This is a genomic window from Phenylobacterium sp. P4_E10, from assembly GCF_056401675.1.
This window is the reverse complement of record NZ_JBFUIW010000013.1, coordinates 20738-45455: the sequence shown is the minus strand read 5'-3', so window position 1 is coordinate 45455 and position 24718 is coordinate 20738. Positions and strand designations below refer to the sequence as shown.

The 24718-nt window shown below is 67.1% G+C and carries 24 protein-coding genes and 1 tRNA gene; 15 read left to right on the top strand and 10 right to left on the bottom strand.

The window, feature by feature from the left end:
* Positions 1–2: 2 nt before the first annotated feature.
* Positions 3–224, bottom strand: a complete 222-nt coding sequence (locus AC1DQJ_RS15470) for a flagellar basal body rod C-terminal domain-containing protein (protein ID WP_477604842.1) — start codon at positions 222–224, stop codon at positions 3–5.
* 142 nt (positions 225–366) lie between these two features.
* Between AC1DQJ_RS15470 and AC1DQJ_RS15465 the strand changes: the two genes are divergently transcribed.
* Positions 367–726, top strand: coding sequence for a hypothetical protein (locus tag AC1DQJ_RS15465; RefSeq protein WP_477604840.1), 360 nt, complete (start codon positions 367–369; stop codon positions 724–726).
* Between the two features lies 1 nt (position 727).
* Here AC1DQJ_RS15465 and AC1DQJ_RS15460 read toward each other — a convergent pair whose 3' ends face one another.
* Entirely contained in the window at positions 728–1984 is a 1257-nt protein-coding gene (locus tag AC1DQJ_RS15460) for a serine hydrolase domain-containing protein (protein ID WP_477604838.1), read from the bottom strand.
* A 172-nt stretch (positions 1985–2156) separates the two neighbouring features.
* On the opposite strand from AC1DQJ_RS15460, the gene AC1DQJ_RS15455 reads away from it, so the two are divergent.
* From AC1DQJ_RS15455 to AC1DQJ_RS15445, 3 genes are all read left to right on the top strand, one after another.
* Positions 2157–3035 (top strand): alpha/beta hydrolase, encoded by an 879-nt coding sequence (locus AC1DQJ_RS15455; RefSeq protein ID WP_477604836.1) that lies wholly within the window; start codon positions 2157–2159, stop codon positions 3033–3035.
* Positions 3036–3272: 237 nt separating this feature from the next.
* The gene (gene panD, locus AC1DQJ_RS15450; RefSeq protein ID WP_477604834.1) at positions 3273–3629 is read left to right on the top strand and encodes an aspartate 1-decarboxylase; all 357 of its coding nucleotides are present in this window, start codon (positions 3273–3275) and stop codon (positions 3627–3629) included.
* Positions 3626–4087, top strand: coding sequence for a hypothetical protein (locus AC1DQJ_RS15445; RefSeq protein WP_477604832.1), 462 nt, complete (start codon positions 3626–3628; stop codon positions 4085–4087). Before panD ends, AC1DQJ_RS15445 begins: the two co-directional genes overlap by 4 nt.
* 39 nt (positions 4088–4126) lie before the next feature.
* Here the strand turns inward: AC1DQJ_RS15445 and AC1DQJ_RS15440 are convergent, their stop codons facing one another.
* Positions 4127–4870, bottom strand: a complete 744-nt coding sequence (locus AC1DQJ_RS15440) for an SIMPL domain-containing protein (RefSeq protein WP_477604830.1) — start codon at positions 4868–4870, stop codon at positions 4127–4129.
* Between the two features lie 149 nt (positions 4871–5019).
* Here AC1DQJ_RS15440 and AC1DQJ_RS15435 point away from each other — a divergent pair.
* The 5 genes from AC1DQJ_RS15435 to AC1DQJ_RS15415 all read left to right on the top strand — a co-directional run bounded on the left by AC1DQJ_RS15435 (position 5020) and on the right by AC1DQJ_RS15415 (position 9037).
* Positions 5020–5095, top strand: a tRNA-Ile gene (locus tag AC1DQJ_RS15435).
* A 174-nt stretch (positions 5096–5269) separates the two neighbouring features.
* Positions 5270–6250 (top strand): TauD/TfdA dioxygenase family protein, encoded by a 981-nt coding sequence (locus AC1DQJ_RS15430; protein WP_477604828.1) that lies wholly within the window; start codon positions 5270–5272, stop codon positions 6248–6250.
* 92 nt (positions 6251–6342) lie between these two features.
* Positions 6343–7446, top strand: a complete 1104-nt coding sequence (locus AC1DQJ_RS15425) for an ABC transporter substrate-binding protein (protein WP_477604826.1) — start codon at positions 6343–6345, stop codon at positions 7444–7446.
* On the top strand, positions 7443–8300 hold the full coding sequence (locus AC1DQJ_RS15420) for an ABC transporter permease (RefSeq protein ID WP_477604824.1): 858 nt from the start codon (positions 7443–7445) through the stop codon (positions 8298–8300). Before AC1DQJ_RS15425 ends, AC1DQJ_RS15420 begins: the two co-directional genes overlap by 4 nt.
* Positions 8297–9037: an ABC transporter ATP-binding protein gene (locus tag AC1DQJ_RS15415; RefSeq protein ID WP_477604822.1), complete on the top strand. Its 741-nt coding sequence runs from the start codon at positions 8297–8299 to the stop codon at positions 9035–9037. The genes AC1DQJ_RS15420 and AC1DQJ_RS15415 overlap by 4 nt, the downstream gene beginning before the upstream one ends.
* Positions 9038–9456: 419 nt before the next feature.
* Here the strand turns inward: AC1DQJ_RS15415 and AC1DQJ_RS15410 are convergent, their stop codons facing one another.
* From AC1DQJ_RS15410 to AC1DQJ_RS15385, 6 genes are all read right to left on the bottom strand, one after another.
* On the bottom strand, positions 9457–12021 hold the full coding sequence (locus AC1DQJ_RS15410) for a TonB-dependent receptor (protein ID WP_477604820.1): 2565 nt from the start codon (positions 12019–12021) through the stop codon (positions 9457–9459).
* Positions 12022–12272: 251 nt separating this feature from the next.
* Positions 12273–13220 carry an aldo/keto reductase gene (locus AC1DQJ_RS15405; protein WP_477604818.1) on the bottom strand — a complete coding sequence of 316 codons (948 nt, stop codon included), beginning with the start codon at positions 13218–13220 and terminating at the stop codon, positions 12273–12275.
* A gap of 138 nt (positions 13221–13358) precedes the next feature.
* Positions 13359–13940 carry a c-type cytochrome gene (locus tag AC1DQJ_RS15400; protein ID WP_477604816.1) on the bottom strand — a complete coding sequence of 194 codons (582 nt, stop codon included), beginning with the start codon at positions 13938–13940 and terminating at the stop codon, positions 13359–13361.
* Between the two features lie 52 nt (positions 13941–13992).
* Positions 13993–15252, bottom strand: coding sequence for a sulfite dehydrogenase (gene soxC / locus AC1DQJ_RS15395; protein ID WP_477604814.1), 1260 nt, complete (start codon positions 15250–15252; stop codon positions 13993–13995).
* Between the two features lie 17 nt (positions 15253–15269).
* Positions 15270–16127 carry an NADPH-dependent oxidoreductase gene (locus tag AC1DQJ_RS15390; RefSeq protein WP_477604812.1) on the bottom strand — a complete coding sequence of 286 codons (858 nt, stop codon included), beginning with the start codon at positions 16125–16127 and terminating at the stop codon, positions 15270–15272.
* Between the two features lie 2 nt (positions 16128–16129).
* Positions 16130–17242, bottom strand: coding sequence for an LLM class flavin-dependent oxidoreductase (locus AC1DQJ_RS15385; RefSeq protein WP_477604810.1), 1113 nt, complete (start codon positions 17240–17242; stop codon positions 16130–16132).
* Between the two features lie 367 nt (positions 17243–17609).
* On the opposite strand from AC1DQJ_RS15385, the gene AC1DQJ_RS15380 reads away from it, so the two are divergent.
* The 5 genes from AC1DQJ_RS15380 (at position 17610) to AC1DQJ_RS15360 (ending at position 23193) form a co-directional block, all read left to right on the top strand.
* A complete protein-coding gene (locus tag AC1DQJ_RS15380) occupies positions 17610–18236 on the top strand; it encodes a glutathione S-transferase family protein (RefSeq protein ID WP_477604808.1) in 627 nt (208 codons plus the stop codon).
* A gap of 263 nt (positions 18237–18499) precedes the next feature.
* Positions 18500–19156, top strand: coding sequence for a helix-turn-helix transcriptional regulator (locus tag AC1DQJ_RS15375; RefSeq protein WP_477604806.1), 657 nt, complete (start codon positions 18500–18502; stop codon positions 19154–19156).
* 143 nt (positions 19157–19299) lie between these two features.
* Entirely contained in the window at positions 19300–21795 is a 2496-nt protein-coding gene (locus AC1DQJ_RS15370; RefSeq protein WP_477604804.1) for a BTAD domain-containing putative transcriptional regulator, read from the top strand.
* A gap of 294 nt (positions 21796–22089) precedes the next feature.
* The gene (locus AC1DQJ_RS15365; protein WP_477604803.1) at positions 22090–22617 is read left to right on the top strand and encodes a DUF3617 domain-containing protein; all 528 of its coding nucleotides are present in this window, start codon (positions 22090–22092) and stop codon (positions 22615–22617) included.
* 48 nt (positions 22618–22665) lie between these two features.
* Positions 22666–23193 carry a hypothetical protein gene (locus AC1DQJ_RS15360; RefSeq protein WP_477604801.1) on the top strand — a complete coding sequence of 176 codons (528 nt, stop codon included), beginning with the start codon at positions 22666–22668 and terminating at the stop codon, positions 23191–23193.
* Between the two features lie 45 nt (positions 23194–23238).
* Here the strand turns inward: AC1DQJ_RS15360 and AC1DQJ_RS15355 are convergent, their stop codons facing one another.
* Entirely contained in the window at positions 23239–24147 is a 909-nt protein-coding gene (locus tag AC1DQJ_RS15355; protein ID WP_477604799.1) for a hypothetical protein, read from the bottom strand.
* A gap of 165 nt (positions 24148–24312) precedes the next feature.
* Between AC1DQJ_RS15355 and AC1DQJ_RS15350 the strand changes: the two genes are divergently transcribed.
* The gene (locus AC1DQJ_RS15350; RefSeq protein WP_477604797.1) at positions 24313–24717 is read left to right on the top strand and encodes a hypothetical protein; all 405 of its coding nucleotides are present in this window, start codon (positions 24313–24315) and stop codon (positions 24715–24717) included.
* The last annotated feature ends 1 nt before the right edge of the window (position 24718 follow it).

Below are 24718 nucleotides of genomic sequence, written 5' to 3'. Positions count from 1 at the left end.
CCTCAGGCCAGGATGTCCAGCAACTCGCCGGTCATGTCCTGGGCGGTGCGGATCACCGAAGCGTTGGCGGCGAACTCGGTCCGGGCGGTGATCTGCTCGACCACCTCCATCGGCAGGTCGACGTTCTCGCCTTCGACGCCCATGCGGGCGACGCGCCCGGCTGAGGCGTCGAACCGGCGGCTGGCGGCGAACATTCCGTACTGGGCGGTAGCGATAGGATCCATGGCGGGCCTCCCCGAACCCACCATGGCCCAGCTCGGTTAAGCCATCGCGCAGGGGCGTGGTGAACGTCCGTAAAGCTTTGTACGGCCCGAAATGCGCCACGCTTTGGGCGTGCTATGGTCAAGTCGATTGGGAGTACCTTCGATGATCCGCAAAGTACTGATCACCGTCGCCGCGTTTGTCGCCTCCGCCGGGCTCGCAGCGGCCCAGGCGCCGCTGGGGCAGAACCCGCCGACTCAGACTGTCATCTGTATCGACGTGGGAGGCCAGAGCCTGCCCGCCGTCTGTACGGTCCCAGGCAGCCGGCTCGATAAGCGCGAGGACATGTGCATCTGCCACACAGGCGTCCGGGTCGACGTGCCGATCTGCCCGGCCGGGGTAAGGCCGCCGGCCGAGAGCCTCACCTTCGAGCGGGCCCGCCGGGAGGCTGCCCGGGATGGCAGCCTGATTGGCGACCTCTTTGATGGCCAGCCGATGTGCGTGACCGGGCGGCTGGAGAACTAGGCTAGAGCGACCGCCCCAGCGCTGCATAGGTCAGCTTCTGGAAGAACGGCAGGGCCGCGCGCCCGCCCATCCGCTGGCCGGTGGCGAGCTGCGACGCAGCCTCCGGCCCCAGCGGCATGGAATTCTGGATCAGGTAGATCATCACCATGTCCTCCTGCGGGTCGGCCTGCCACCAGGTGCCGAACGCGCCCGGCCAGCCGAACGAGCCGGTCGAACCGGCCCCCATCCAAGCCTGCTTCTCAGGGTCGGTGATGACCGAGACGCCGAGGCCGAAGCCCTGGCCGAGCCAGAAGGGGATGCCCATGAACGGGATCTCTCGCTGCGCCGGGGTCAGCCGGTTCTCACGCATCAGTTCCAGCGTCTCACGCTTCAGATAGCGAACGCCGTCCAACTCGCCGCCGGCCAGCATCATGCGGGCAAAGCGCAGATAGTCGTCGGCGGTGGAGATCAGGCCGCCACCGCCGGCGCAGAACTCAGGCGGGCCGGAGAGGTGGGGGAAGGAAATGTCCTCCATGGCGTCGGTCGTCGGATTAATCCGGTAGAGCTTGGCCATCCGGTCGCGCTTCTCGGGCGGGCACCAGAAGTCGGTGTCGTTCATGCCGAGCGGCTTCAAGATCTTGTCCATGATGAACTGGCGGTAGCCCACGCCGGACACCCGCTCGACCAGGAAGCCCAGCACGTCGGTGGCGTGGCTGTAGTGGAAGCGATCGCCCGGCTGGTAGGACAGCGGCAGAGTGCCCAGCGCCTTCAGCCATTCATCGGGGGTGAGGTGGCCGCCCAGCGGAGAGCCCAATACCTTGTCGTAGGCGTGGGCGATCGGACCGATCGAGGTGAAGGCGTAGGCCAGACCCGAGCGGTGGGTCATCAGGTCGTCGACGGTGACGTCGCGCGTGGCCGGGACCGTGTCCTCCAGCGCGCCGGTCGCCGACTTCAGCACCCGCATGCCGGCGAATTCCGGCATCCACTTGGTGATCGGGTCATCGAGCTGGAGCTTGCCTTCCTCCAGCAGCATCAAGGTCGCGACCGAGGTGATCGGCTTGGTCATTGAGGCGATCCGGAACAGCGTATCGCGCGTCATCGGCAACCCGGTCTCGACGTCACGATGGCCAAGCGTGTTGACCTGCGCCACCTCGCCTTTGCGCCACAGCAGCGTGACGAAGCCCGAGAGGTCGCCGGCCTCGACCACCGGTTTCAGCGCGGCGGGGATCGCCGCCAGACCTTCGGAAGAAAAGCCGCCCAGTGCCTGATCGCCGTCCATGTCGCCCCCGCCCGATGATGTGCGCCGACGCTGCTGGTCCGGCCATTGAACCACGATATGCCCGAGATGACGCGGGTCGCGTCAAGCGTACTTTTTGTTCGAAGGCGGCTACGGCCGATCAAAGGCCGCGACCTTGGTTGCAGCCGATAGGAAAAGCCCGTAGCGCAGTTTGATGCGTCGCCGGTTCCGCCGCTTTCCTGGTCTTCTGCGTCCGGCGCTGGTGACGGTGATGGCGAGCCTAGTCGCGGCCTGTACGCCGCTTGGGGTGTTCGCCACCTTCACGCCGCGCGATCCGGCCATCCTGCGGGCCTCCGATCAGGCCTATGGACCGCAGCCGCGCCAGACGCTCGACGTCTATGCACCGACTCGCATGGCCGCCGCCCGGCCGGTGGCGGTCTTCCTCTATGGCGGCGGCTGGGAAAAGGGCCGCAAGTGGGACTATGGCTGGGTCGGCCAAGCGCTCGCCGCCCGCGGCTTTGTGGTGGTGGTGCCTGACTATCGACTCTACCCGCAAGTTCGCTTTCCTGCTTTCCTCGATGACAGCGCCCAGGCCGTGCGCTGGGCGGTCGACCATGCCGGCGCCTATGGCGGCGATCCCTCCCGCATCGTGCTGCTCGGGCATTCGGCTGGCGCCTACAACGCGGTGATGCTGGGGCTCGACCCGCGCTACCTGCAGGCGGCGGGAGTCGATCTCGCCAGGGTCCGCGGCGTGGTGGGCATCGCCGGCCCCTATGACTTTCTACCGCTCAGGGGGCACATGGCGGAGGTGTTCGGCCCCGCAGTCGATCCGGCCTCCACCCAGCCCGTCGACCAGGTCCGAACCGGCGCTCCGCCCATGATGCTGGTCACCGGCACGGCCGACGTTGTGGTCGATCCGGCCAACACGGCCAGCCTTGCGGCGTCCCTCGTCAAGGCCGGCGTTCCGGTGGAGACGCGGACCTATGAAGGGGTGGGGCACAACGAGATCATGGCCGCCATCTCACGGCCGTTCCGCGACCGCATCAGCGTGCTGGACGACATCACTGCTTTCCTGAACGAAATTGCAAACTGACGTCGCTCACGCCTTTGTCAGCTTGGCTGTAAGATTCGCGCGTTGCGCGAGTTTATACGGTTATACCATTGAAAAATAAAACTATTATTATCTGTCCGCGCCCCTCTTGTTGCGCGACATATTGACGTTAGGTCAATCTTGCTGCGCCGCCGCAATTGTGGTCCTGAGCTTTCAACGCTATATCCGGCGGCCCTTGAGTTTCGGGGGCTTTGTGCGACGCACTTACAAGGACCGCCTATGCTGGTGACCCTGATGAAGGCCAAGCTGCACCGCGCGACGGTGACCCAGGCCGATCTCGAGTACGAAGGCTCCATCGCGATCGATCGCGATCTGCTCGACGCCTCGGGAATTTTTCCGCACGAGCAGGTCGACGTGCTGAACATCACCACGGGCGCTCGCTTCACCACCTACGCCATCGAGGCGCCGCGTGGATCCAAGGTGATCGGCGTGAACGGCGCCGCAGCTCGCCTTGTGCAGAAGGGCGACAAGGTCATCGTCGTGACCTACGGCATGCTGCCCTCGGAAGAAGCCCGCAACTACTCGCCGAACGTCGTGCTGCTCGACGACGGCAACGAGATCAAGCAAGCCGCGTGAGGTTCACGCTCGCAGCCGCTGGACTGTCGGCGGCGCTGTTGGGCGCCTGTTCGCCGTCGGCGCCTCCGGGCGTCGACAAGGCGGCGCTCGACGAGGCTATCTCCGAGGCCATCGGCGATCCGGGCACCTGTGTGCTGGTCGCGGACCAGGCCCGCAAACTGCTCTATCAGTATGGCACGCACATGGTCTGCGGCCGCAAACTGCCGGCATGTGACGGCCCCGGCGATCGCACTTTGGAACAACTGCTGAAGACTGCGCCGACCTCTGGGAGAGCGCAGACCGCCAGCTGCCGTAGCAACGCTGACGGCTCGCGATTGGTCGCCTGGGCCGCCGGCCCGGTGGAAGGCAAGGCCATGGTATTCGCCGCGGTGATGGAGGGCGACCTGGTGCCCCCGGGCATCGTCGTCGCCGACAAGCTGAAGGGCGCCTTCGCCCGCGCCGGCCTGAGCGGGAAGTAGCCCTTCCCCCGCAAGCAGGGAAGGGCCTGATCCAACGGCCTATTTCGTCAGTTCGTAGAGACCGGTGATGTCGATCCGGATGTTCAGCTCGCCAGCCGAGACCGGAACGCTGTCGCCGCGCTTCTCCATGCCCGCATAGGCGGCCATCGGGGCCGGCATGGGCGGCATGGGCGAGTAGCCGCCGCCCTCGCTCAGATTGACCAGCCGGCTGACGCGGTGACCTGTGGCCCGGGCGTAGAGCTCGGCCTTGGCGCTCAGCGAGCGCACAGCGTCCTGGCGGGCGGCGTTTTCGGCCGCGGTCGGATCCTTCAAGCCGAACGAGATGCCGTTCACCTGGTTGGCTCCGGCCTTGACCGTCGCGTCGACCGCCGTGCCCAGCTTGGCCAGGTCGTTGACCGTGACCGTCACCTGGTTCGAGGCCTGGTAGCCGCGCAGTTTCGGCGGTTCGTTCTGCACATAGTCGTACTGCGGGCTGAGGTTCAGTCCGGAGGTCTGGATGTCCTTGTCGGCGATGCCGGCCTTGCGCAGGGCGGCGATGACCGTGGCCATTCGCTCGCTGTTGGCGGTCAGCGCGCCCGCGGCGGTCGGCGCCTCGGTCACCACGCCCAAACTGATGATGGCCTTGTCGGGGGCGACGCGGGCCTCGCCATAGGCAGAGAGGTTCAGGGTCGTTGTCTGGAACATCGAGTCGGCCGTGCTCCTTGCGGATTGGGCGAAAGCGGCGGGCGCGGCGGCGGTCGCGAGCATCAGGGCCAAGGCGCCGGCGCGGACTAGGGTCTTCATCGAGATCTCCAGGAACGCCCGTCGCCGGGCGGGATTGAGGTCTCCGAACGCCGAACGACGAGCGGAGGTTGCAGTTCTGACAAAGCCAAGCTGAACGGCAGCTTTAAGGCGCGTGCAGGTCGTGGTAACCCGCGACTGCATCGCTGCAGGGGCCTGTAGCTCAATGGTTAGAGCCGACCGCTCATAACGGTCTGGTTGTAGGTTCGAGTCCTACCGGGCCCACCAGCGCGCTTCCATGGACGTCCGTGGACATCCGGCGGGGATCGCCCGTTCCCAGGCTTTCTCTGTGCGCTTGTTAGAAATCATCGGGCGCGGTGCTGACCCTCACCTCGGCGTGGCGATTGACAATTCCTATTTGATTGGTGGGAATACGGGGTCGCCGCCAGTCGAGGAGCTCTCATGTCGCACGCCGCCCTTCGTCCCGCCAATGAGAGCTCGGCCCCCAGCCGCATCGTTGTCAACCCGGTCACGCCGCTGATCGGCGCCGAGATCTCCGGCATCGACCTCCGGCAGCCGCTGGACCCCGAAACCTTCGCGGAGATCCGGGCAGCCATCAATCAGTGGCGGGTGGTGTTCTTCCGCGACCAGGACATCAGCAATGATGAGCTGAAGGCCTTCGGCCGCAACTTCGGTCCGCTCACGCCGGCCCACCCGATCTCGGAGGGTCTCGACGACCATCCGGAGATCTGGGAGCGGCATGTGGCCGAATACCGCGAGCGCCGGGACAAGAACGAGCAGGACATCCGCATCCCCACCGCCCGGCCGCCGCGGGACTACAAGGGCTGGCACATTGACATCACCTTCGTAGCTAACCCGAACAGCTATTCCCTGCTGCACGGGACCGAGATCCCGGCCTATGGGGGCGACACCTTGTTCGCCAACCTGATCGCCGCCTATCAGGGCCTCTCTCCCAAGATCCAGCGGCTGATCGACGACCTACAGGCGGTCCACCAGACCTCGAGCTACGACTCCGGCGGCCCCGAGCGAAAGCCGCGCAAGGACGGCCGCTCTGCGGGCCCGTTCGTCTCCCTGCATCCGCTGGTGCGCGTTCACCCGGAGACCGGCGAGAAGCTCTTGTTTCTCAATCCCGGCACCACCACCCACATCGTGGGTCTGAAGGAGCGCGAGAGCTCGGCCCTGCTGGACCTGCTCTATGGCGAGCTGACTCGGCCGGAATATCAGGTGCGCTTCCGCTGGTCGCCCAAGGCCCTGGTGGTCTGGGACAACCAGGCCGTCGCTCACGCTGGGCCCATCGACTACGCCCATTTCAACCTGGGCCGCACGGTGCGGCGCATCACCGTCGCCGGCGAGCTGCCCACCGGCCCGGACGGCTTTCGTTCGCAGGCCCTGGAAGGCCCCCTGTTCAACGTCCTCGGCTGATCCCCATCCGAGACGCCTGAGACCCGGGCGCGATGCGGGAGAGCGCCGCGCCCGGGTCTCCCCCCCTTTTTTCGATTTGAGAGCGAGTTCCCGTGATCCGGTTGAAGGCCATTCCAATCCTGGCGGTCACCTTGGTAGCGAGCCTGATGCTCGCCGCCTGTGGCAAGGACGCCGCCCCGGCCGGGCCGAGGCTCGCCCTCGACGCCCCCCTGCCGGAGGTGATCCCGCCTGGCACCAAGCTGGTGATCGGCGATCCCACCACCCAGCGTGTGCTGGAACATACCGGCTGGGACAAGGAGCTGCCCTTCGAGGTGGAGTGGGCCCAGATCAGCGGCGGCCCCGCGGTGACCGAGGCCTTCCACGCCAAGGCGCTGGACGTGGGTTCGGCGGCCAACATCCCGCCCATCCACGCTATCTGGGTCGGCATCCCGGTGAAGATGATCGCTGTGCGCCTGCGCAAGGATCCTGAGAACTTCCCGCTGTACGAGCTCGGGATCGCGCCCAAGTCCGGGATCAACGGCCTGGCGGACCTGCGCGGTAAGAAGTTCGCCTTCAGCCCGGGCCAGGTGCAGGGCGAGGTGGTGCTGCGCACCCTCGCCGCCGTGGGTCTGACCCGCAAGGACGTGACCCTCGTTGAGCTGCCCTCCACCGGCGACGTCTATCCCAACGCCCTGGTCAGCGGCCTGGTGGACGTGGCCCCCCTGGCCGCCGGCGTCGCCACCAAGCGCTATCTCGACAACTACGCCAAGGACGGCGCGAAGGTTCTGCGCCATCCGCCCTATCGCGACGACCTGACCGACCTCTATGTCCGCACCGAGACCCTGCAGGATCCGGCCAAGGCCGCCGCCCTGCGCGCCTATGTGAAATTCTGGGCCCGGGCCACCGAGTGGCAGGCCACCCACAAGGCCGAGTGGCAAGACATCTACTACGTGAAGAACCAGGGCCTCTCGCCCGAGGACGCCGCGTTCGTGGTCAAGGCCGCCGGCGACGCCGTCATCCCTCGCGACTGGACCCTGGCCATCGGCCTGCAGCAGTCCTCCATCGACTTCCTCGCCAAGGAGGGTGGCCAGAAGCGCTTCGAGGCCACCGAAATCTTCGACCGCCGGTTCGAGGCCCTGGCAGCCGAGGCCGCGCCCAAGATCGCCGTCGGGCCTCAGCCCCAACTCGCCCAAGCTCAAGGGAAGACCAACCCATGACCGCCGTCCCCGTTCAGAGCCTGCCGGCCGAGCGCATCCGGCCCGCCCACGTGGCGGAAAGCCGTCCGGCCAAGCGCAAGCGCCGGCTCGGGCTGGGAGAGCCGCTCTCCTACGGGTGGCTGCTTGGGCCGGGCCTGCTGCTGGCCTTCTGGAGCCTCGGCGCCGCTGTGGGGTTCATCGACCCGCGCACGCTTCCGGCGCCCTGGGTGGCGCTGCACACCGGCTGGGACCTCATCGAGCAGGGCCGCCTGCAGGAGCACCTGGCGATCTCCGCCTTCCGCGCCGGCCAGGGCCTGGTCTGGGGCGTCGGCATCGGGGTTGTCGTGGCCCTGCTGTCGGGCCTGACCCTGCTGGGCGGCTACCTGATCGACGGGGTCGTCCAGCTCAAGCGCGCCATTCCGACCCTTGCGCTCATCCCGCTGTTCATCCTGTGGTTCGGGATCGGGGAGGGGATGAAGGTCATCGTCATCGCGCTCTCGGTGTTCATCCCTATCTACGTCCACACCCACAACGCCCTGCGCGCCATCGACATCAAGCATGTGGAGTTGGCCGAGACGCTGGGCCTCTCGCCGCTGGCCTTTGTGCGCCACGTGGTGCTGCCTGGCGCGCTGCCCGGCTTCATGCTGGGCCTGAGGTTCGGTGTGATGGGCGCCTGGCTGGCCCTGGTTGTGGTGGAGCAGCTGAACGCCACCTCTGGCATCGGCTACATGATCAACCTCGCCCGCACCTATGCGCAGTCAGACGTGATCCTGCTCGGCCTTGTGGTCTACGCGATCCTCGGCGTCTCCTCGGACGCCGCTGTCCGACTGCTAGAAAGCAAAGTCCTCTCTTACCGCAGGACCCTGGCCAAATGACCGCGACCGTCCGCATCCGCGATCTCGTCCGCCGCTTCACGCTCAAGGGCGTGCTGAACGGCATCGACCTCGACATCCAACGCGGTGAGTTTGTCGCCCTGCTGGGGCGTTCGGGTTCCGGCAAGAGCACCCTGCTGCGGGCACTCGCCGACCTCGATCGGGAGGCCACCGGCTCTGGCGAGATCGCCGTTCCCGACAAGATCTCCGTGGTGTTCCAGGACGCCCGCCTGCTGCCCTGGAAGCGCGTCCTCGAGAACGTCATCCTCGGCCTCGAAGGCCCCGACATCCGCCAGCGAGGCGAGCGAGCCCTGGCCGAGGTGGAGCTTGCGGGGCGGGAAAATTCCTGGCCCTACGAGCTCTCGGGGGGAGAGCAGCAGCGGGTGGCGCTGGCCCGCTCCCTGGTGCGCGAACCCGAGCTGCTTCTGGCCGACGAGCCGTTTGGCGCGCTGGACGCGCTCACACGTATCCGCATGCACGTGCTGCTGCGGCGGCTGTCGGAGCTGCACAATCCGGCGGTCCTGCTAGTCACCCACGACGTGGACGAGGCTATCGAACTGGCCGATCGGGTGGTGGTCCTGGACGATGGCAAGATCGCTGCGGACCTGGCCATCGACCTGCCCAAGGCCGGCGAGGCGCGCCGCGCCCAGGTCGCCGCCCTGCGCCGCGAACTGCTGGGCTACCTCGGTGTAGAGGGCGTTATCGACGGTCCGCCTACCGCTGCTCTACACGGCGTCTAACGCTCCGAACTTCCGGCTGCTCCCTGAGTTTGAACCGCCAGATCAAGCTCGCGCCGTCTTCCAGGCTACGGCCACCCCGCATCCGCCGGATTCACCCCGACGCCGGGATCAATCTGGAGTCTAACCGGCTTGGCGGTGAGGCCCAGCGCGGGAAAGTGAAACCTGATCTTCCTCGTCGTCAGCCCCAGCGGCTACGCCAGCCTCGTCGAGAACGGCGGGCGATAGGCGGCAAGACGCTAGGGCCTGGCGCCGGGCTGGTTTGCTTGCGCGAGAGGCCAGGGCCTCGACGATACTGACGATGCAGATCGGAGACCTGAGGGGCCGATGCCGAAGAGGCCAAAAGGCCCATGTCTAAAAGGGTCGCCGCCGACGTTGCGGAAAAACGTCGGCGGCTAAATCTCCTCAGCGGCGCGGTGGCGTCAGAATTCCGCCCTCAATGTGACGCCGTACCTAGCCGGCTGGTTGTAGTTGACGGTCCGCCCGAGGTAGGCCGTCACCCCGGCGCCTGATGGCGCGGCCAGCAGGGCTTGGGAGATGACGTTCTCTTCATTGGTGGCGTTGTTCGCATAGACCGAGACGTCGTACTTGCCGTCGTGCAGTCGCACCCCGGCTCGTAGGTTGAGGTTAAACTGCGACGGCACCTGCGTGTAGATCGACTGGGTCACCCCCGTCCCGTACTCGCTGGTGTAGGAATATTCCGCATAGCTGTAGAATTCGGTTCCCGGCCCGATCTGGGTTTCCCAGGAGGGGGTGATGGAGAGCGCCCACTTGGGGGCATAGGGCGCCGTCTGACCCTTCGCGTCGACGGTCGCTACGCCATTGTAGCTCAGCTCGGGCGGAGCTGGGAGAGAGGGCGCCCGGGTGTAGACGGCGTCGTTGTAGTTCCCGTCGAAGGTCAGCCGCAGTCCGTGATCCAAGATGGCGGCCGCGCTCCACTCGACACCGCGGGCGCGGATGTCGCCGACATTGGTGGCGCCCCGCTGGGGCGTTCCGTTGGGCAGGATATAGGAGATCGAGGTCTGGAAGCCCTCAAGGGTCGACTGATAGGCCGCGAGATTGAGCGTCAGGCGATGGTCGAACAGGTAGGCTTTGACCCCGACCTCCAGGTTGTCCGTTGTCGTCGGCGCTACGGCGGGCGCCGAGGGATCGAGCGAGCGGTTGTTTAGGTCCAACCCGCCTGCCTGGAATCCCGTGGCGTAGGTGGCGTAGGTCGTGATGTCGGGCGTGACCTTGTAGGACAGGCTGACCGTGCCTGAGATGTTGTCGGCTGAGGTGGCCAGGTTGAGCGCATAGCCGGTGGTCGCGGGCGTCGTGGGATAGCCGGGCGTCGTATAGACCACCCCCGGATTGCGCTGAACGGCGTCAATGGCGTTGTAGAACGCCGTCAACTGGGCGTTCGTCACGCCTGTGGGGAGCGAGGTCGGGAGTAGGCTGGTGTCGACCGGGCTGCTGCCCGTCTTGCGGTCATAGGTGTAGCGAAGGCCGCCGGTCAGTTCGAAGACGTCGTTGATATGCCAAGTCGCCTGCGCATAGGCGGCCGCATTCCGGTTCTCCACATATGTGTTTTCAATGATCTGAGCGCCGGTCAACTGGGACCTGAACGACAACGGAATGGGCGTGAAGGCCGTCCCGGCTACAGTGTTGTAGGCGTTGTACCAGGGAATGACGTCAGCCCCGAACTGGTGGACCACATAGTGGTCCTTCAGCTTGGAATAGTAGAGGAACGCCCCAACCTGCCACTCGAAGGGGCCGGGGTGCTTGGAGGCCAGACGGAACTCCTGGCTCAGTTGTTCGCTGCGGCTGATCGCCATGTTCTGGTAGATGTCGAGGGGCGATGAATCGCTGTCCTGGGGCGGATCAAACGTCCACAGACGCCAAGCGCTGATCGAGGTCAGGGTCGCCCAATCGAAATCATAGTCGACCGTGACCGACACCCCGGCGTTCTCGGTGTGCATGTGGTTGTAGTTGTTGGTGATGTTGGACTCTGGATCCACCGTCGGGTTCCAGTTTTGCACCCCGCCGAAGTTCGCAAGTTGGCTGAGCGCGTTCCGCGCGTTCGTGACCCGCGTCTGCTGGGCCGCGGTGGTGTTGATGCCCCAATTGCCCGGACCGTAGAGCTCCACGATCCCGCCACCCGAGCTGAAGCCCGAGGAGCTGTCGCTCTCCACGTTCAGGTCGCCCGAAATGTTGATGCTCAGGTCGCCGGTTGCGATGAGAAACTGCTGGCGGACCCCCCAACGCTCCGTGCCGGCGGTCTTAGTGTCGTCGGTGGCAGTGGGAGCGTAGATGCCCTTCTGCTCAGCGGCGGCCTTGAAGCCGGGCCGTAGCGGCGTAGAGACCCAGCCGTCAGCCTTGGTCGCGAACACCGCCGTGCGGAAGGCGATGATGTCGTTGATCGGGCCGGTGATGGTCGCCTTGCCCTGGCGGAAGTTGTAGTTGCCGAGCGAGGCCTCGAAAAACTGGCTGGGTGTGAAGCTCGGCTTATTGAAGGTGACGTTTAGCGCCCCGGCCGCAGCGTTGCGCCCGAACAGGGTGCCCTGGGGGCCGCGCAGGATCTCGAAGCTTTTGACGTCTACCAAGTCCTGCAGGACCTGGCCCGGACGGGCCTGATAGACGCCGTCGAAGTAGACGCCGATCGCGTTGTCGAGGCCGTCGGCGGCAGTTGGCGCATAGCCGATGCCGCGGATCGTCACCGAAAAATTGCGTGGATTGCCGCCGGTCGAATTCAGGCCCGGGGTCTGGGTGATCAGGTTCTGCAGATCGATCGTACCCTTGGCCGCCAGGGTCTCGCCGCTGATGGCCTGCACTGAGACTGGAACATCCTGGAGCTTTTCCGAGCGGCGGCGCGCCGTCACCAAAACCTCGCCCACGTCGGCGGCGGCGCTTGCCGCCGCCTCGTCGGCCCAGGCCAATGACGGCGCGGATGGAACCGCGAAAAGAGCCGTGGTGGCGAGCAGCGCCCGCAAGTAAGTCAAACGTTTCACTCTAGAAAGCCCCATCCCATGCGCGTGTCTAAGGCGCAAATAGTGAGGTCACTACGGTGAAATCGTCACATCAGAATTTGTAATATACTTGGAAAGGAAAGCTCTGACACATATTGCATGGCGCAATATGCAGGTATTTATAAGGCTAATACTTTCCATGACGCCATGACGCCATGCCATGACATTGGATTGTGTCGGTGCGTTTATGATCAATTCGGCCGGGGGGCTTGGTATCGCCTTCGCACCGCCGCCTAGACCGCGATAGGCTCTGCGGGAACCAGGCGCAGGGCGTCGGCGGGATAGCGCTCGCCGACCGTAGAGCCCGGTATGAAAACCGCCTCGAGTTCAGCAATCGTAGCGGCGTCCAGGACGAGGTCGTTGGCGGCCCAGTTCGCTTCGAGGTGCGGGATGCGTCGGGTTCCGGGGATCGGCACGACCCCCTTCGAGAGCACCCATGCAAGGCTGACCTGGCCGATGCTGACGCCGAGCCGCTTCGCCACGCCTTCGATGGCCTCGCGCCGTCGGCTGTTGGCCGCAACGGCTTCGGGCTGGAAGCGGGGGTGGATGTGCCGTCGGTCGTCGGCGTCGATCACCTCCGAGCCCGCCAAGAACCCGCGGCCCAGAGGGCTGTAGGACACGAAGCCGATGCCCAACTCGCGGGTCACTGGCAGGATTTCGGCCTCCACACCGCGGGTCCATAGCGAGTACTCGCTCTGGAGCGCGGTGATCGGATAGGTGGCGTGAGCGCGGCGGAGGCCATCGGCGCTGGCTTCGGAGACGCCGACGCCGCCGATCTTTCCCTCATCCTTCAGCCGGCCGAGTTCGCCCACGGAGTCCTCGATCGGGACCTGCGGGTCGACCCGATGGAGGTAGTAGAGATCGATCTGATCGACTGCCAGGCGCTTCAGGCTGGCCTCCACCGCGTCCCGGGCGCGGACCGGCGCGCCGCCCGCGGTGTTGTGGGTGAATTTGCTGGCGATGACCAGGCCGGGCTGGCGGCCTTTGATGGCCTGACCCAGCAGGGTCTCGTTGTGACCGTTCCCATAGCCTGTGGCGGTGTCGAAGAAGGTGACGCCGAGCTCGATGGCGCGATGGATGGTCTGGATCGACGCTTCGTCCTCCGCCGCGCCATAGACGCCGGAAAGGCCCATCGCGCCAAATCCCTGACGGCTGACGGTGAGATGACCGAGCTTCGGCATGATGATGTCTCCAGGGACGGATGGGGAAGTTTAGCTGTGGTCGCCGCTCACCAACGACTGGATGACGAGGCTATCGTCGCTGCGGAGTGGTCGCCATCTTTATTTCCTACGAAACCACTAGGATTTTCTAATAGCCAGTCACATGGGCGGAGGTCGCGGCCGACCGTTCGCAGACGGATCACTGACGGGCTTGGCGCGGGCCGCGCCGGCGACCCGCTCGAGGTTTCCATCGAAGCCACGCGCCTCCAGGCTGACGAAACCGTCGCGATTTGGCATGACCACCTTGCGTAACGCGGCGGCGTCGAGGACCGCGTCTGGCCGCACCACACCGTCAACGGCGAGCAGGTAGGCCACGACGGCGTAGGTCTGGTCGGCGGTCAGCGACTGCGGCGCGTCGTGCGGCATGGCGCGGCGGATGTAGTCGAACAAGGGGGGAGCGTAGGGCCAGTAGCTGGCTGGGGTGCGGATCGGTTGGGACCCGGCCAGGGAGCCCACCCCACCGGTGAGACGGTCGGCGGGACCGCCTACGCCGCGCTCGCCATGGCAGGCCTGGCAGCGTTCGGCGAACACCACGGCGCCCTGGGCGGCCGCGCCCGAGCCGGCGGGAAGTCCGTCGCCATCGGCGGTGACCGTGAGCTCCCAGCGCGCGATCTCCTCTGCACTCGCTTTGCGTCCCAGGCTAGGCCGTTGGGGCGCTGGCGCCTCTTTGGCGCTGAGCACGGCAAACCCTCCCAGCCCGGCCCCGATAAGCGCAGCAATCGCGATCAGGCGCCTAGGCGTAGACATTGCTGACCCGGCCATGCCGATCCACGCCCCAGGCCTGGATGCTGTTGTTGTGATACCCGCGTCCGCCCTTGTACTTGGCCTGCCAGTCGCTTCGCGTGGGCTGAGCACCGCCGGTATCGTCTGTGGCCCGGCTCATCAGCACCGCCGGCCCGCCGCTCCAGGCCCAGGGGATGGTGAAGCGGGTCAAAGCCTTGGAGAGGACCGGCTCGGTCAGCGCCGCCTCCGCCCAGCTCTTCCCGCCGTCGGCCGAGACCTCGACCTTGCGGATGCGCCCGCGGCCGGACCAGGCCAGGCCACTGATCTGATGATAGCCACGATCCCGCATGTCCAGGCCGAGGGACGGCTGCAGGATCACTGACTTCACCCCCATGGTCAGGGAGAACATCTCGGCTCGGCCATCTGGAAGCAGGTCAGTGTATTTGGACGTCTCCTCCCGGGAGAAGGCAGGGTTGGCCATGACCTTCAGGCGCCGCAGCCACTTGATTGAGGTATTGCCTTCGTAGCCCGGCAGCAGCAGCCGCATGGGATAGCCCTGCTCGGGACGCAGGGGTTCGCCGTTCTGGTAGAGGGCGATCAGCGCGTCATCCAAGCATTTGGCCAGGGGCACGCTGCGGGCCATGGCCGCTGCATCAGCGCCCTCAGCCTGGACCCAGCGGGCGTCGGACGACACTTGAGCCTCGTCGAGGAGGGTTGAAAGGGGGATTCCCGTCCATTCCGTCCCGGACACCAGGCCGTGTAGGGCGCCGGCGCTAACCTGTTCCGGCTTTTCCGCGCCTAGCGCGCCGCTGTTGCCGGAGCATTCCAGGAACAGAATCCTCGTCTCCGTCGGATAGCGCAGAAGGTCCTCAAACCGGAAGATCAGCGGCCGCTTCACCAGGCCGTGGATCAGCAGTTCGTGGCGCGTGGGATCGATGGCTGGGACGCCGCCATGGTGGCGTTCGAAGTGGAGACTGCTCGGCGTGATTGTTCCCGCAAGGAGTTGCAACGGCGTGCGTGACGAACCGGAGCTTGGAAACGCCGGGTCACCGACAATCCGCTCGATCTTCTCGGCGGCCGGCGCCCGTCCGCCATAGCCGCTGAGCGGTGCGCCCTGGGTCTTCATCCAGGCCGGGGCCGCCGAACCGCCGCTCTCCCGCGCGGTAACCTCGACTGCGCCCAGCGAAAAGCCGCCGGCCACCAGCAGGGCGCGGCGATGCAGCAGTCCGCCGCCGGCGACGGGCTCATGATCGGGATTGCGCGACCTCATCTTCGTTCTATGCCCTGCTACTTTAGCTCGAACCCCAGGTCAGCCAGCACCTGGCGCAGCTCGTGCCGACCGGCCATGGACTCCGGCCCTCGTGTCCGGTTCCCAGCCTGCTCGGTCCAGTCGATCTCGGGCATGGCTTGCTCCTTCTGGAAGCTGCGCAGGACCTCGTTGTAGTCCCATGCGGCTTCCGTTTGGTCCTCGCCCCACCGGTAGCGCTCCCGGTGTAGCACCGAGGCCTGGGGCAGGCGCGGCTTCACCGAGGCCGGCCGCGCCGCGTCGGGCCAGCCGAGGGCCAGGCCCAGCAGCGGGAACACCCGGGGAGGCAGGCCCAGTTCGGCGGCCACTTCCCGCGGCTTGTTGCGTATGCCGCCGATATAGACGGCGCCAAGCCCCTGGGACTCCAGCGCCACCACCGCGTTCTGCGCCGCCAGCGCGGTGTCCACGGACCCCAGGAGAAAGGTCTCCAGATAGTCCAGGGCTCCGCTGGGTGACTGGCGCAGCCCCGCCAGCGCCCACAGCCGGTGCAGGTCGACCAGCCAGACCAGGAGGACCGGCGCCTCGAGGATGTGCCGCTGGTGTCCGGCCAGGGCCGCCAGCCGGGCCTTGCGCTCCGGGTCCTCCACCGCCACCAGGCTCCAGACCTGCAGGTTGGAGGATGAGGCCGCCGACTGCGCCGCGGTGACCAGGGTTTCCAGAGTGCCTTCCGGAAGGGGGGCGGGACGAAACGCCCGCACCGACCGGTGAGCGACCAGCACCTCCAGGGTCTGGTTCCAGCCCTCCGGCGATGGGGCGTCGTCGCGGCGGTAGCGCTGGATGGTCAACTCGTCGGCCGGCCCGGGGCGGCCGCTGGAGAGGTCGGGAGCCGTCTGCGCCACCGTCAGGCCCCCGTCAGGACTTTGTCGCGCAGCAGCGGGAGTAGGTCTCTGCCCTGGCGCTTGATCTCCGCGAGATACGGGGTGTCCGACAGCACAAAGTGACGGATGCCCAAGTCCCGATACTTCTGCAGGGAGCGCGCCACATCCTGTGCCGAGCCGACCAGCCAGGTGGTGCCCGCGCCGCCGCCGCCGAACTTGCCCGGCGCGGTGTAGAGATTGTCGTCCAGGACCTCGCCGCGCGCATGCAGGTCCAGCAGTCGTTGCTGGCCGACGGCCTTGGCCCGGCGGTGGTCGCCCCAGCCCTGGCCCTGACGCTTGGCCATCTCGGCGACCTTGGCCTCGGCGTCAGCCCAGGCTTCCTCGGTGGTGTCGCGCACAAGAGTAGTGATGCGCAGGCCGAACTCCAGGGGCGGCAGGTCACGGTCGAGATCCCGGCTCAGCGCCTTCAGCCGCGCGATCCGCTCGCTCACCCCGTCCAGGGGCTCGCCCCAGAACAATTGTACGTCTGCCTCCGTGGCCGAGGTGCGCTCTGCAGCCTCCGACGCTCCGCCGAAATAGAGTTTCGGGTGGCGCCGCTCGCCGCGCGGCGTGATCCGGGGCGCTACCGTGGAGCCCTTCACCTGGAAGTGTTCGCCTTCGAAGGTCACGTCCTCTTCCGTCCACAACCGGCGGGTCAGTCGCATGAACTCCTTGGTCCGGTCATATCGCTGGGCCTGATCGCCCTCTGAATCGCCGTAGGCTGGCAGATTGTCCTGACCCGAAACGATGTTGATCCGCACCCGGCCACCGGTCAGCTCGTCCAGGGTGGCGGCGCTGGTGGCGAAGTTTGCCGGCCGCCAATAGCCCGGCCGGATGGCGATCAGCGGCTCGAAGGTGGTGGTTCGCGCGCTAAGGGCCGCGGCTACCGTGAAGGTGTCCGGCCGGCCCCACCCGGACCCTAGCAAGGCCCCACGCCAGCCGTGGTCCTCCAGCGCCCGCGCTTGGGCGGTCAAGGTCTCCAGGCTGCTGGGATGCTCTTCGGCATCATCGCCCCGGTGGCCGGGGGCGACGGTGTTGGGGATGTACCAGAGGAATTCCGAGCTGCCGTCTATAGCCAAGTGTCCGTCAGCACTCATGGGATGTCTCCTGTCGCCCCGCCAAGCCGTGGGGCCGGAAATTCCTATGAGTTGGATAGGAGTTTAAGTCCCCTCAGTTTTTCTACCGTGGCGACGCGGTTGGCTAATCTGCCGGACTCGGCCCCTCAGCTCGGCCAGACCGCGGAGCTCCACCGGTGAGGGTCAGGTCGATGAGCTGCGCGCTCTCGCAAGCAGGTCCATGCCAACCCCTCCTGTGCCCCGGCCGAGAATATCTGCCTTTGAGCGTGGTGCGGAGCCGATTGCGGTAGTCGGGACGTTGGCCTCGCTAAAACTAAGCATGGCGTGAGTGCCAGTGTCATATGAGGTCCGCTACAGTCCCTCAGTCACACAGGGAAAGGGCCGGCGCATGATCAATGTTTGGGGCGGACAGACCTCGCGATCGATCCGGGTCGTCTGGGTGCTGGAGGAGATGGGCCTTCCCTACCGAGTGCGGCAGGTGGACATGTTGGCCGCCGAGCAGGACCCCGAGTTCCTGGCGGTCAACCCCGCCGACTACATTCCCGCGATCCAGGACGGCGACGTCGTCATGGTCGAGTCGATCGCGATCATGGAGTACTTGATGGCCCGCTACGGGACGACGCCGCTGGCGCCCGCGCCGCAGGATCCATCCTATCCCGCCTACCAGCAGTTTCTGCATCTAGGAGAAGCCGGCCTCGCGACCCTGATGATGCCCGTGGTCGTCAGCCGCTTCATCGCGCCCGCGGCCGAGCGGGAGAACTGGGGCGCGGCCTGGTGTCTGCAGTCGTTCCAGAAGCGGCTGAAGCTGGTCAGCCAACGGCTTGCCAGCTCGCCCTACCTCGCCGGTGAGGCTTTCACCGCCGCCGACATCTCGGTGACCTACGCCCTAAATCTCGGCCAACGGAACTGCGGCATCAACCTCGGGGACGCCGAACAGGCTTACCTGGCCCGCACCACCGGCCGCGACGCCTACAAGCGCGCAATGGAGCGTTCGCACGAGGGGGTGAACGCCTAAGCGTCTCCCGGCGAAGCGACACACGAGAAGCCAGCACTCAAGGTCCGGAATGAGCTCAGGCATTCCACCGGGCATCTCCATCTATTCCGCGATGGCGCTGTGCCAGTTCGAGCCTGACGAGATCGCTCAATTCCCCTCCAGCCGCCAGCGGAACATGTAGCGCAGCTCGTCGAGTTGCGATTTCACGGTCGTTTCACGCTTGGCGCCACAGCCCGCGACCCGGCCGCCTCCGAAACCTCCCTGCCTGAAGAGGGAGGCGCACAATGGCTGTACAGCTACGAACCTGGTCGCAATGGAATACCACCGCCGACGAACAACCAGATCCCGCCGACTTCATCGCCAGCGCGTTGAGCCAAGCCCTCGGCCATGCCCGGATCGCCGTCCTGGTCACCGACCTGCGGGGCCAGCTGCGCTTCGCGAACGGCGCAGGGGAGGCCCTCATCGGAACCAAGTTCCGGACGATTGGCGGTCGGTTGATGGCGACTGATGACCGTGCGACTCCCGCGCTTCGCGGGGCCATCGAGGCCGCCGCGGGGCCTGAGCGGCGATCGCAGGAGGTGCTGATTGACACCCAGGCAAGCGCCGGAGAGGCGCTGCGCATCGTCGTGGCGCCCCTCGACTGGGCCGGCGGCCATGGCCTCGCCATGCTGCTGGCGATCGGCGTCCCGCTGGCCGTCGATTGCGGTCGCCTGCAGAAGGCCTTCGATCTCACGCCGGCTGAGGCGCGCCTGCTGCGGGCGCTGATCGACGGCGTTCGGGTCGCCGACCATGCAGTGCGGTTCGGCATCAAGCTGACCACCGCCAAGACTCACCTGCGCCAGCTGTTCCTGAAGTTCGGAGAGAGTCGTCAGGCCGACCTTGTGCGCAGGGCCCTGAACGATCCCGCGCTGCGGCTAGAGCTCGACCCGACCCGCTGCTGACCGCGCCTCACGGGCGCAAATTGGGCGTGAGTTTCGGCATATGCGCGTGTAGCCTTGCCTCACTAAACGGGCGGGGCGGCTTGGATCACTGGCGATTGCAATTGTTGGGGCGCTGCGAACTCCGCAGCCCCCAAGGAACGCCCGTGTCGCCGCCGACGCGCAAGGCGCTGGCGCTACTCGCCTATCTCGCCATGCAGCCCGGACGCCGCGCCTCACGCGAGCGCCTCGCCGCCCTGTTGTGGCCCGACGCTGACTCCGCCCAGGGCCGGCTCAATCTGCGCAAGGCGTTGTCCATGTTGCGCAAGGCGTCCACCGACGCGGGCGGCGACGACCTGCTCCTGGTCCTGGGCGAGCAGATTGAACTCTCGGCCGACGCGATCGACTGCGACGTCGATGCCCTAACGGCCGCCGTCCAGGCCCCCGGCCCGCCGTCGCCCGATGTCCTAATCAATGATCTGATGGGAGAGTTCCTGCAGGACTTCAACGTCCGCGACGCCCACGAGTTCGAGGCCTGGGCCCGACTGGAACGCCGGCGTCTGATCGAGCAGCAGCTGGCGCTGCTGACACGGCGACTGGAGGTCGAGACGGCGTCCGCCGCCGGCGGCGAAGCCGCGGTGCAGACGGCCCTGCGCATTGTCCAGATCGATCCCTTCCAGGAGCGGGCGGTAAGGACCCTGATGACCCTGCACGCACGTCAGGGCCGCCCCGCCGCCGCACTCGAACAGTATCGGGAACTCGCCGCACGGCTGGACCGCGAACTGGGCGCTATGCCGGAAGAGGACACGCGCGCTCTGTATCGTGAAATCTCCGAACGTCGGCGAGTCCGGCACGCGCCAGCGAAGCTCCAAACGACTCCCGCGAAAGATGCGGAGCCGCCGCCGCCGCGACCGCGTCGATGGCCCGTTGTAATCGGCGCTGTCGTGGTGCTCCTACTGCTGCTGGTCGGCGGTACAGGCGGCGTTAGGGAGCGGCGTCTCCTGGTTTCTGACGAACCTCCTGAGCTGGGTCCGCTGGTCGCTATTCTGGCCGGCCAGCCGGATGCGACCCACCCGGCGCTGTCACCCGACGGCTCTCAGGTGGCGCACACCTCGCGCCGTGAGACGCCCGGCAACAGCGACCTCTACCTGCGTGCTCTGGCTGGCGGCGATCCGGTGCGGCTGACCACCGATCCGGCGGTAGACGACAAGCCAGCCTGGTCGCCGGACGGCCGACAGATCGCCTTCATCCGGGCCTCGGCGACGGGCGATGTACCCTGCCGCGTCGTCGTGATGGCCCCACCCAACGGCTACGAGCGGGTCGTCGGCGCCTGCCGGGTGGCGATCACCTCCCATCTTGCCTGGTCTGGGGACGGTAAGGCGATATATTTCGTGGACAAGGCTTCTCCCGGCCTGGCGACAGGGCTGTTCCGCCTCGATCTCGAGACCGGCCGCACCCAGGTCCTGACCACCAGTCCGGCGGAGATCGATGGGGACGACCTGCCGGCGACTTCGCCCGACGGGAAGTCTCTGGCGTTCCTGCGCCGCAACAGCTGGACCTCGGCCGACGTGCATGTGCTGGATCTCGCGCGTGGCCGGACGACCCGCTTGACGGTAGACGGGAGCCGAATCTGGGGACTGGCCTGGGATCGCGCGGGCAAGGGCCTCTATTTTTCCTCGAACCGGGGCGGCGACACCGGCTTGTGGTGGGTGCGGGCCCGAGGCGGGGAGGCGGAACGTATCTCGGCAGGGGTGCTCGACTTCCGCAGCCTGTCCTCCGCGCGCGAGCAGGACCTGCTGGCCTTCGAGGTCCTGTCCGACCGCACGGATCTCGTCGAGGCCGACCCCGGCGTCGGACGCCGGCCCATCGCCGGAGTCGCCTCTCCGGCCGCGCGCTACTCCGACTGGTTTCCAGCAGTGGCGCGAGATGGGACCCTGGCCATGGTCTCCGATCGAGAGGGGGGAGAAAGGCTCTGGTTCCAGACAGGCGGCCATCCAACCGGCGTCGCGGCCATCCCGGGCGCCGTCATCAGCGAGCCGCGATGGTCGCCTGACAGCTGGCGGGTGGTCTTCGTGGCGACGCGCGCCGGCGCATCGGACCTCTATATCGCGGATCGGCGAGGGGGCCGAGCGACGCCGCTGACCCAGGACGCGCCGGACGACGCGTCGCCCGCCTGGACCGTCGACGGCAAGGCCCTCTACTTCACCTCCCGACGCGGCGGCGCCTGGCGGATCTGGCGGATCAACGCCGACCGCTCGGGTATGGCGCCGGTCAGCGCGCCAGGTCCGAAGGCGGTGCGCGTCGGCGCCGATGGGACAATCTACGCGGTGCTGGACGGCAGCCCCGGCATTTGGCGGATTCCGATCGTGGACGGCCGCGAAATCGGCCTGCGGACGCGCATTCTTCTCGACCAACAGTCTTGGGACTGGATGAATTGGGATGTTGAGGGTGGCTCTGTGTTCCACCTTCGCCGCTCCGCCGACGGCCTCGGCGGAGAGGTCCGACGCCTGACCCTTGCGACCGGTCGGGACACGGTGGTCGCAGACGCCTCGGGCCTGCTGTTCCTCGCCGGCTTCGCCGTCCGCCCGAACGGCAGCCTGATCCTTACCCGGCGGACCATCGAAACACGCCTCATGGCCGCCGAGGTGACCCAACGGCCTTGAGGGCTCGGTCAGCCCGGATCACGCGACCCATTCGGGCGGCATGACGAACAGAGGCTCACAGATCGGCAAGGCGAACTGGCAGGTCATCGGCGACTGATGTCTGCCCCGCGGCCTCCACCGAACGGAGGAGGCGCGCCCGTAGAGTGGCGACTAGAGAGACGTCCAAGTCTCCGCTCAGCTGGACGGGAAGCCTGCGTAGATCGTGGTCGCAAGCGCCTTGGCGTCTGTCGGGGCGGTCTCTGCTTGCCGTCCGGCGCCCGTCCCTGAGTCCAACCTTCACTCTTCGAGATCGTGATGCGCAAAACCGCCCTGCTTTTCGTCATCCCGTTGGTGGCGCTCGCCGCCTGCTCTGGCCCCGCAGAGCCGGAGCGCGAGGCCCCCGCCGCGCCCGGCGCCGGTCTCTCGCTCGACGGACCCATGATGGCTACGCCGGGGCTCTGGATGACCACGACCACTGCCAATGGGCGCAAAGCGTTTGGAGTGAACCGGACCTGCGTTGATGCGGCGAGCCAGAAAGCCGACCCGCTGGGCCAGGAGGGCGCGTCCGGCGCGGGCTGCAAGCCGCCGCAGCGGCGTCCGATCGCCGGCGGCTTCGCCTACGACCTGGTCTGCGAGCAACAGGGTCTGAAGACCATTGTCTCAGGCGAGGTGAAGGGCGACTCCAAGCATGTCGTCATGACCTCGACGACACGCATGATCGATCCGCAAGGCGGTGACGCGATGCCGCCCGCCACCGTCGTGGTCCAGAGCGACTACGTCGGACCTTGTCCGGCGGGCATGAAGCCCGGCGACTTCGTACAGGACGGCGTGGCCGCGCAGTAGCGCCCCGTCCATCGACCATCCTCGCCCCGTCCCGTCGGAAAGCCCCTCATGTCCCATCGTCTCGCCCCCTGGGTCGCCACTGTGGCGACCCTGACCGCTGGCCTCGCGCTCGCCCTGTCGGTCCAGCCCGCCCACGCCGAGTCTGAACTCCGCAGCGGCATGACCCCCTTCCTGCCGCCGGTTCCCGCGGGCTGGGAGTCGCCAATGGGGCCGAATGTGGTCGAGGACGAGAATGGCTTGGAGCCTTCGGTCTCGCAGGGCTATGGCCCCTCTTCGCCCAACGTCAGGGGCTTTTTCGCCGTGACCATCACCCATCCCAGCCCCCACGACCTAGCCGTCGCCTTCCCGGCATCGCGGCCGCTCGGGCCAAACGCCATGGCGCCGTGGCAGGTCACTTCGCGGGAAAAGGTGAACGGGCTGGACGCCTACCTGCACTACAACGCGGAAGGCAAAGGTGGGATTCTGCAGATGAAGGTCGGCCGCGTGCTGGTCGGCATCCAAGGCGGCGAACGCACGGCGGAAGAGATCGTCGCCTTCGCGGCCAGCATGGATACCGCCGGGCTGCAGAAGTACTGAGGCCGGCTCTGCCGGGAAGGACCGATTTTCCTGGCGGCCCGGCCATCAGTCGCGTTCCAGCCGCCAGCGGAGCTGGTAGCGTAGACCCTTGACCTCGATCGTCTTGGCGCCCGCGTAATCGCCCGCGCTGCCGGCGGTGGGCTGCAGCCCGAGGTCCACTGAGCTGGAGAACGGCAGCCCCACGCGCCGCACGCCCGGCGCGCCGACCAGCGGTTCCACGTCCACCACGTGCAGGCCGTTGTGAACCAGGCCCACCATGATGCTGAGCGCCACGGAGCCGTCGCGCCGGTCCAGCACGACGATGTTGCCAACGGGCAAGTTCTCGCTGCCCGGCAAGGCGGGGTCGGGAAAGCGCATCACGCCCTTGCGGCCGCCGTGGTCGTAGGTGGCCTCGACGGTGGGGACCGGCCCGACACCGGCCCGCTGTGCGCCGGCCATCAAGATCAGGAAGCGGTGGTCGTCTTCGTCCCGCCGTCTGACCTGGGCCTGCTGGGCGGCGACGGTCGCGCCGTGGTTGCTGACGAGCTGCTCATGGGCCTGCCAGCGCGCCCGCGCCTCGGCGCAGCCCATCGATGCTTCATTGGGCATGCACACCCCCGCCATGGCCTCGATCAGCCGACTTCCTTCGATCGCCAGCGCCTCGGCGTCGCCCTCGCGCTCGCCGGGGGCGAAGGCGGCCGCGCCCATCGCCTGGAATTCGGCGTTCTGGCTTTCGGTGAAGCCGTCGCCCAGCGGGTTCAGAGGGCCGCTCTCGGCGGCGAACACCGGGGTGCGCACGCTCACCCGGTCGTGGACGCTCTGGCCGTGCAGCTTGCCAGTGAGTTCGACCTCGTAACTCAAGATCGCCAGCTGGTTCTTCAGCGGCGCCTCGAGCGGGGCGGCCGAGGCGCGGGCGGCGAGGGCGCCCAGGGCGGCCACGGCGCAGAGCGGCAAGGAGAAGATGGGGTGGAACATCGGCGGGACCTTGCTGGCGGCGGGCTTCGGCGGCCCGAACGGCCCTGACTAGGCCTGTTGCGTGCGCGCAACCTCCATCGAACGGAGGAGGCAGCCTCCCCGTGTAGACCGATAGGACGGCGCAGGTTCGCCGCTCCCGATGCGGGGTGGCCGGAAGGGACAGCCATGTACAAGCCCGCGACCTTCGTCGCCGTTATCGCCTTGAGCCTGCCGACGGCAGGCCTGGCCGCCGACCAGACCGCCATCCCCGCGTCGCCGAAGTGCGCCGCCCTCACCAGCGAAGCCGCCAAGCTGCAGGACCGCGCCGGCGCGGCCTCGGCCAAAAGGGCGGCGGGCCTCCTGGCGGGCGTCGCCGGCCGGGCGCTCGCCTATGCGCCGCCGGTCAACCTCGGCGACGGTGCGGTGGCGCGGGCGACCGGCTATGCGGTGCAGAGCGCGGCTTACGACGGGGCCTATTCGGGTCTGGATTCGGTGCGCCAGAGCGGGGCCGCCGCCGACACCAAGGCGGACCGAGCGCGATTGAAGCAGGTCCGCAAGGAAGCCGCCGACCTGAACTGCCCGAAGGCCTAGG

Excerpts from the sequence above, each read along its gene's own strand:
- AC1DQJ_RS15470 (WP_477604842.1), bottom strand. The coding sequence starts at position 224 with ATGGATCCTATCGCTACCGCCCAGTACGGAATGTTCGCCGCCAGCCGC.
- AC1DQJ_RS15465 (WP_477604840.1), top strand. The coding sequence starts at position 367 with ATGATCCGCAAAGTACTGATCACCGTCGCCGCGTTTGTCGCCTCCGCC.
- AC1DQJ_RS15460 (WP_477604838.1), bottom strand. The coding sequence starts at position 1,984 with ATGGACGGCGATCAGGCACTGGGCGGCTTTTCTTCCGAAGGTCTGGCG.
- AC1DQJ_RS15455 (WP_477604836.1), top strand. The coding sequence starts at position 2,157 with ATGCGTCGCCGGTTCCGCCGCTTTCCTGGTCTTCTGCGTCCGGCGCTG.
- panD (WP_477604834.1), top strand. The coding sequence starts at position 3,273 with ATGCTGGTGACCCTGATGAAGGCCAAGCTGCACCGCGCGACGGTGACC.
- AC1DQJ_RS15440 (WP_477604830.1), bottom strand. The coding sequence starts at position 4,870 with ATGAAGACCCTAGTCCGCGCCGGCGCCTTGGCCCTGATGCTCGCGACC.
- AC1DQJ_RS15430 (WP_477604828.1), top strand. The coding sequence starts at position 5,270 with ATGTCGCACGCCGCCCTTCGTCCCGCCAATGAGAGCTCGGCCCCCAGC.
- AC1DQJ_RS15420 (WP_477604824.1), top strand. The coding sequence starts at position 7,443 with ATGACCGCCGTCCCCGTTCAGAGCCTGCCGGCCGAGCGCATCCGGCCC.
- AC1DQJ_RS15415 (WP_477604822.1), top strand. The coding sequence starts at position 8,297 with ATGACCGCGACCGTCCGCATCCGCGATCTCGTCCGCCGCTTCACGCTC.
- AC1DQJ_RS15405 (WP_477604818.1), bottom strand. The coding sequence starts at position 13,220 with ATGCCGAAGCTCGGTCATCTCACCGTCAGCCGTCAGGGATTTGGCGCG.
- soxC (WP_477604814.1), bottom strand. The coding sequence starts at position 15,252 with ATGAGGTCGCGCAATCCCGATCATGAGCCCGTCGCCGGCGGCGGACTG.
- AC1DQJ_RS15385 (WP_477604810.1), bottom strand. The coding sequence starts at position 17,242 with ATGAGTGCTGACGGACACTTGGCTATAGACGGCAGCTCGGAATTCCTC.
- AC1DQJ_RS15380 (WP_477604808.1), top strand. The coding sequence starts at position 17,610 with ATGATCAATGTTTGGGGCGGACAGACCTCGCGATCGATCCGGGTCGTC.
- AC1DQJ_RS15375 (WP_477604806.1), top strand. The coding sequence starts at position 18,500 with ATGGCTGTACAGCTACGAACCTGGTCGCAATGGAATACCACCGCCGAC.
- AC1DQJ_RS15365 (WP_477604803.1), top strand. The coding sequence starts at position 22,090 with ATGCGCAAAACCGCCCTGCTTTTCGTCATCCCGTTGGTGGCGCTCGCC.
- AC1DQJ_RS15360 (WP_477604801.1), top strand. The coding sequence starts at position 22,666 with ATGTCCCATCGTCTCGCCCCCTGGGTCGCCACTGTGGCGACCCTGACC.
- AC1DQJ_RS15355 (WP_477604799.1), bottom strand. The coding sequence starts at position 24,147 with ATGTTCCACCCCATCTTCTCCTTGCCGCTCTGCGCCGTGGCCGCCCTG.
- AC1DQJ_RS15350 (WP_477604797.1), top strand. The coding sequence starts at position 24,313 with ATGTACAAGCCCGCGACCTTCGTCGCCGTTATCGCCTTGAGCCTGCCG.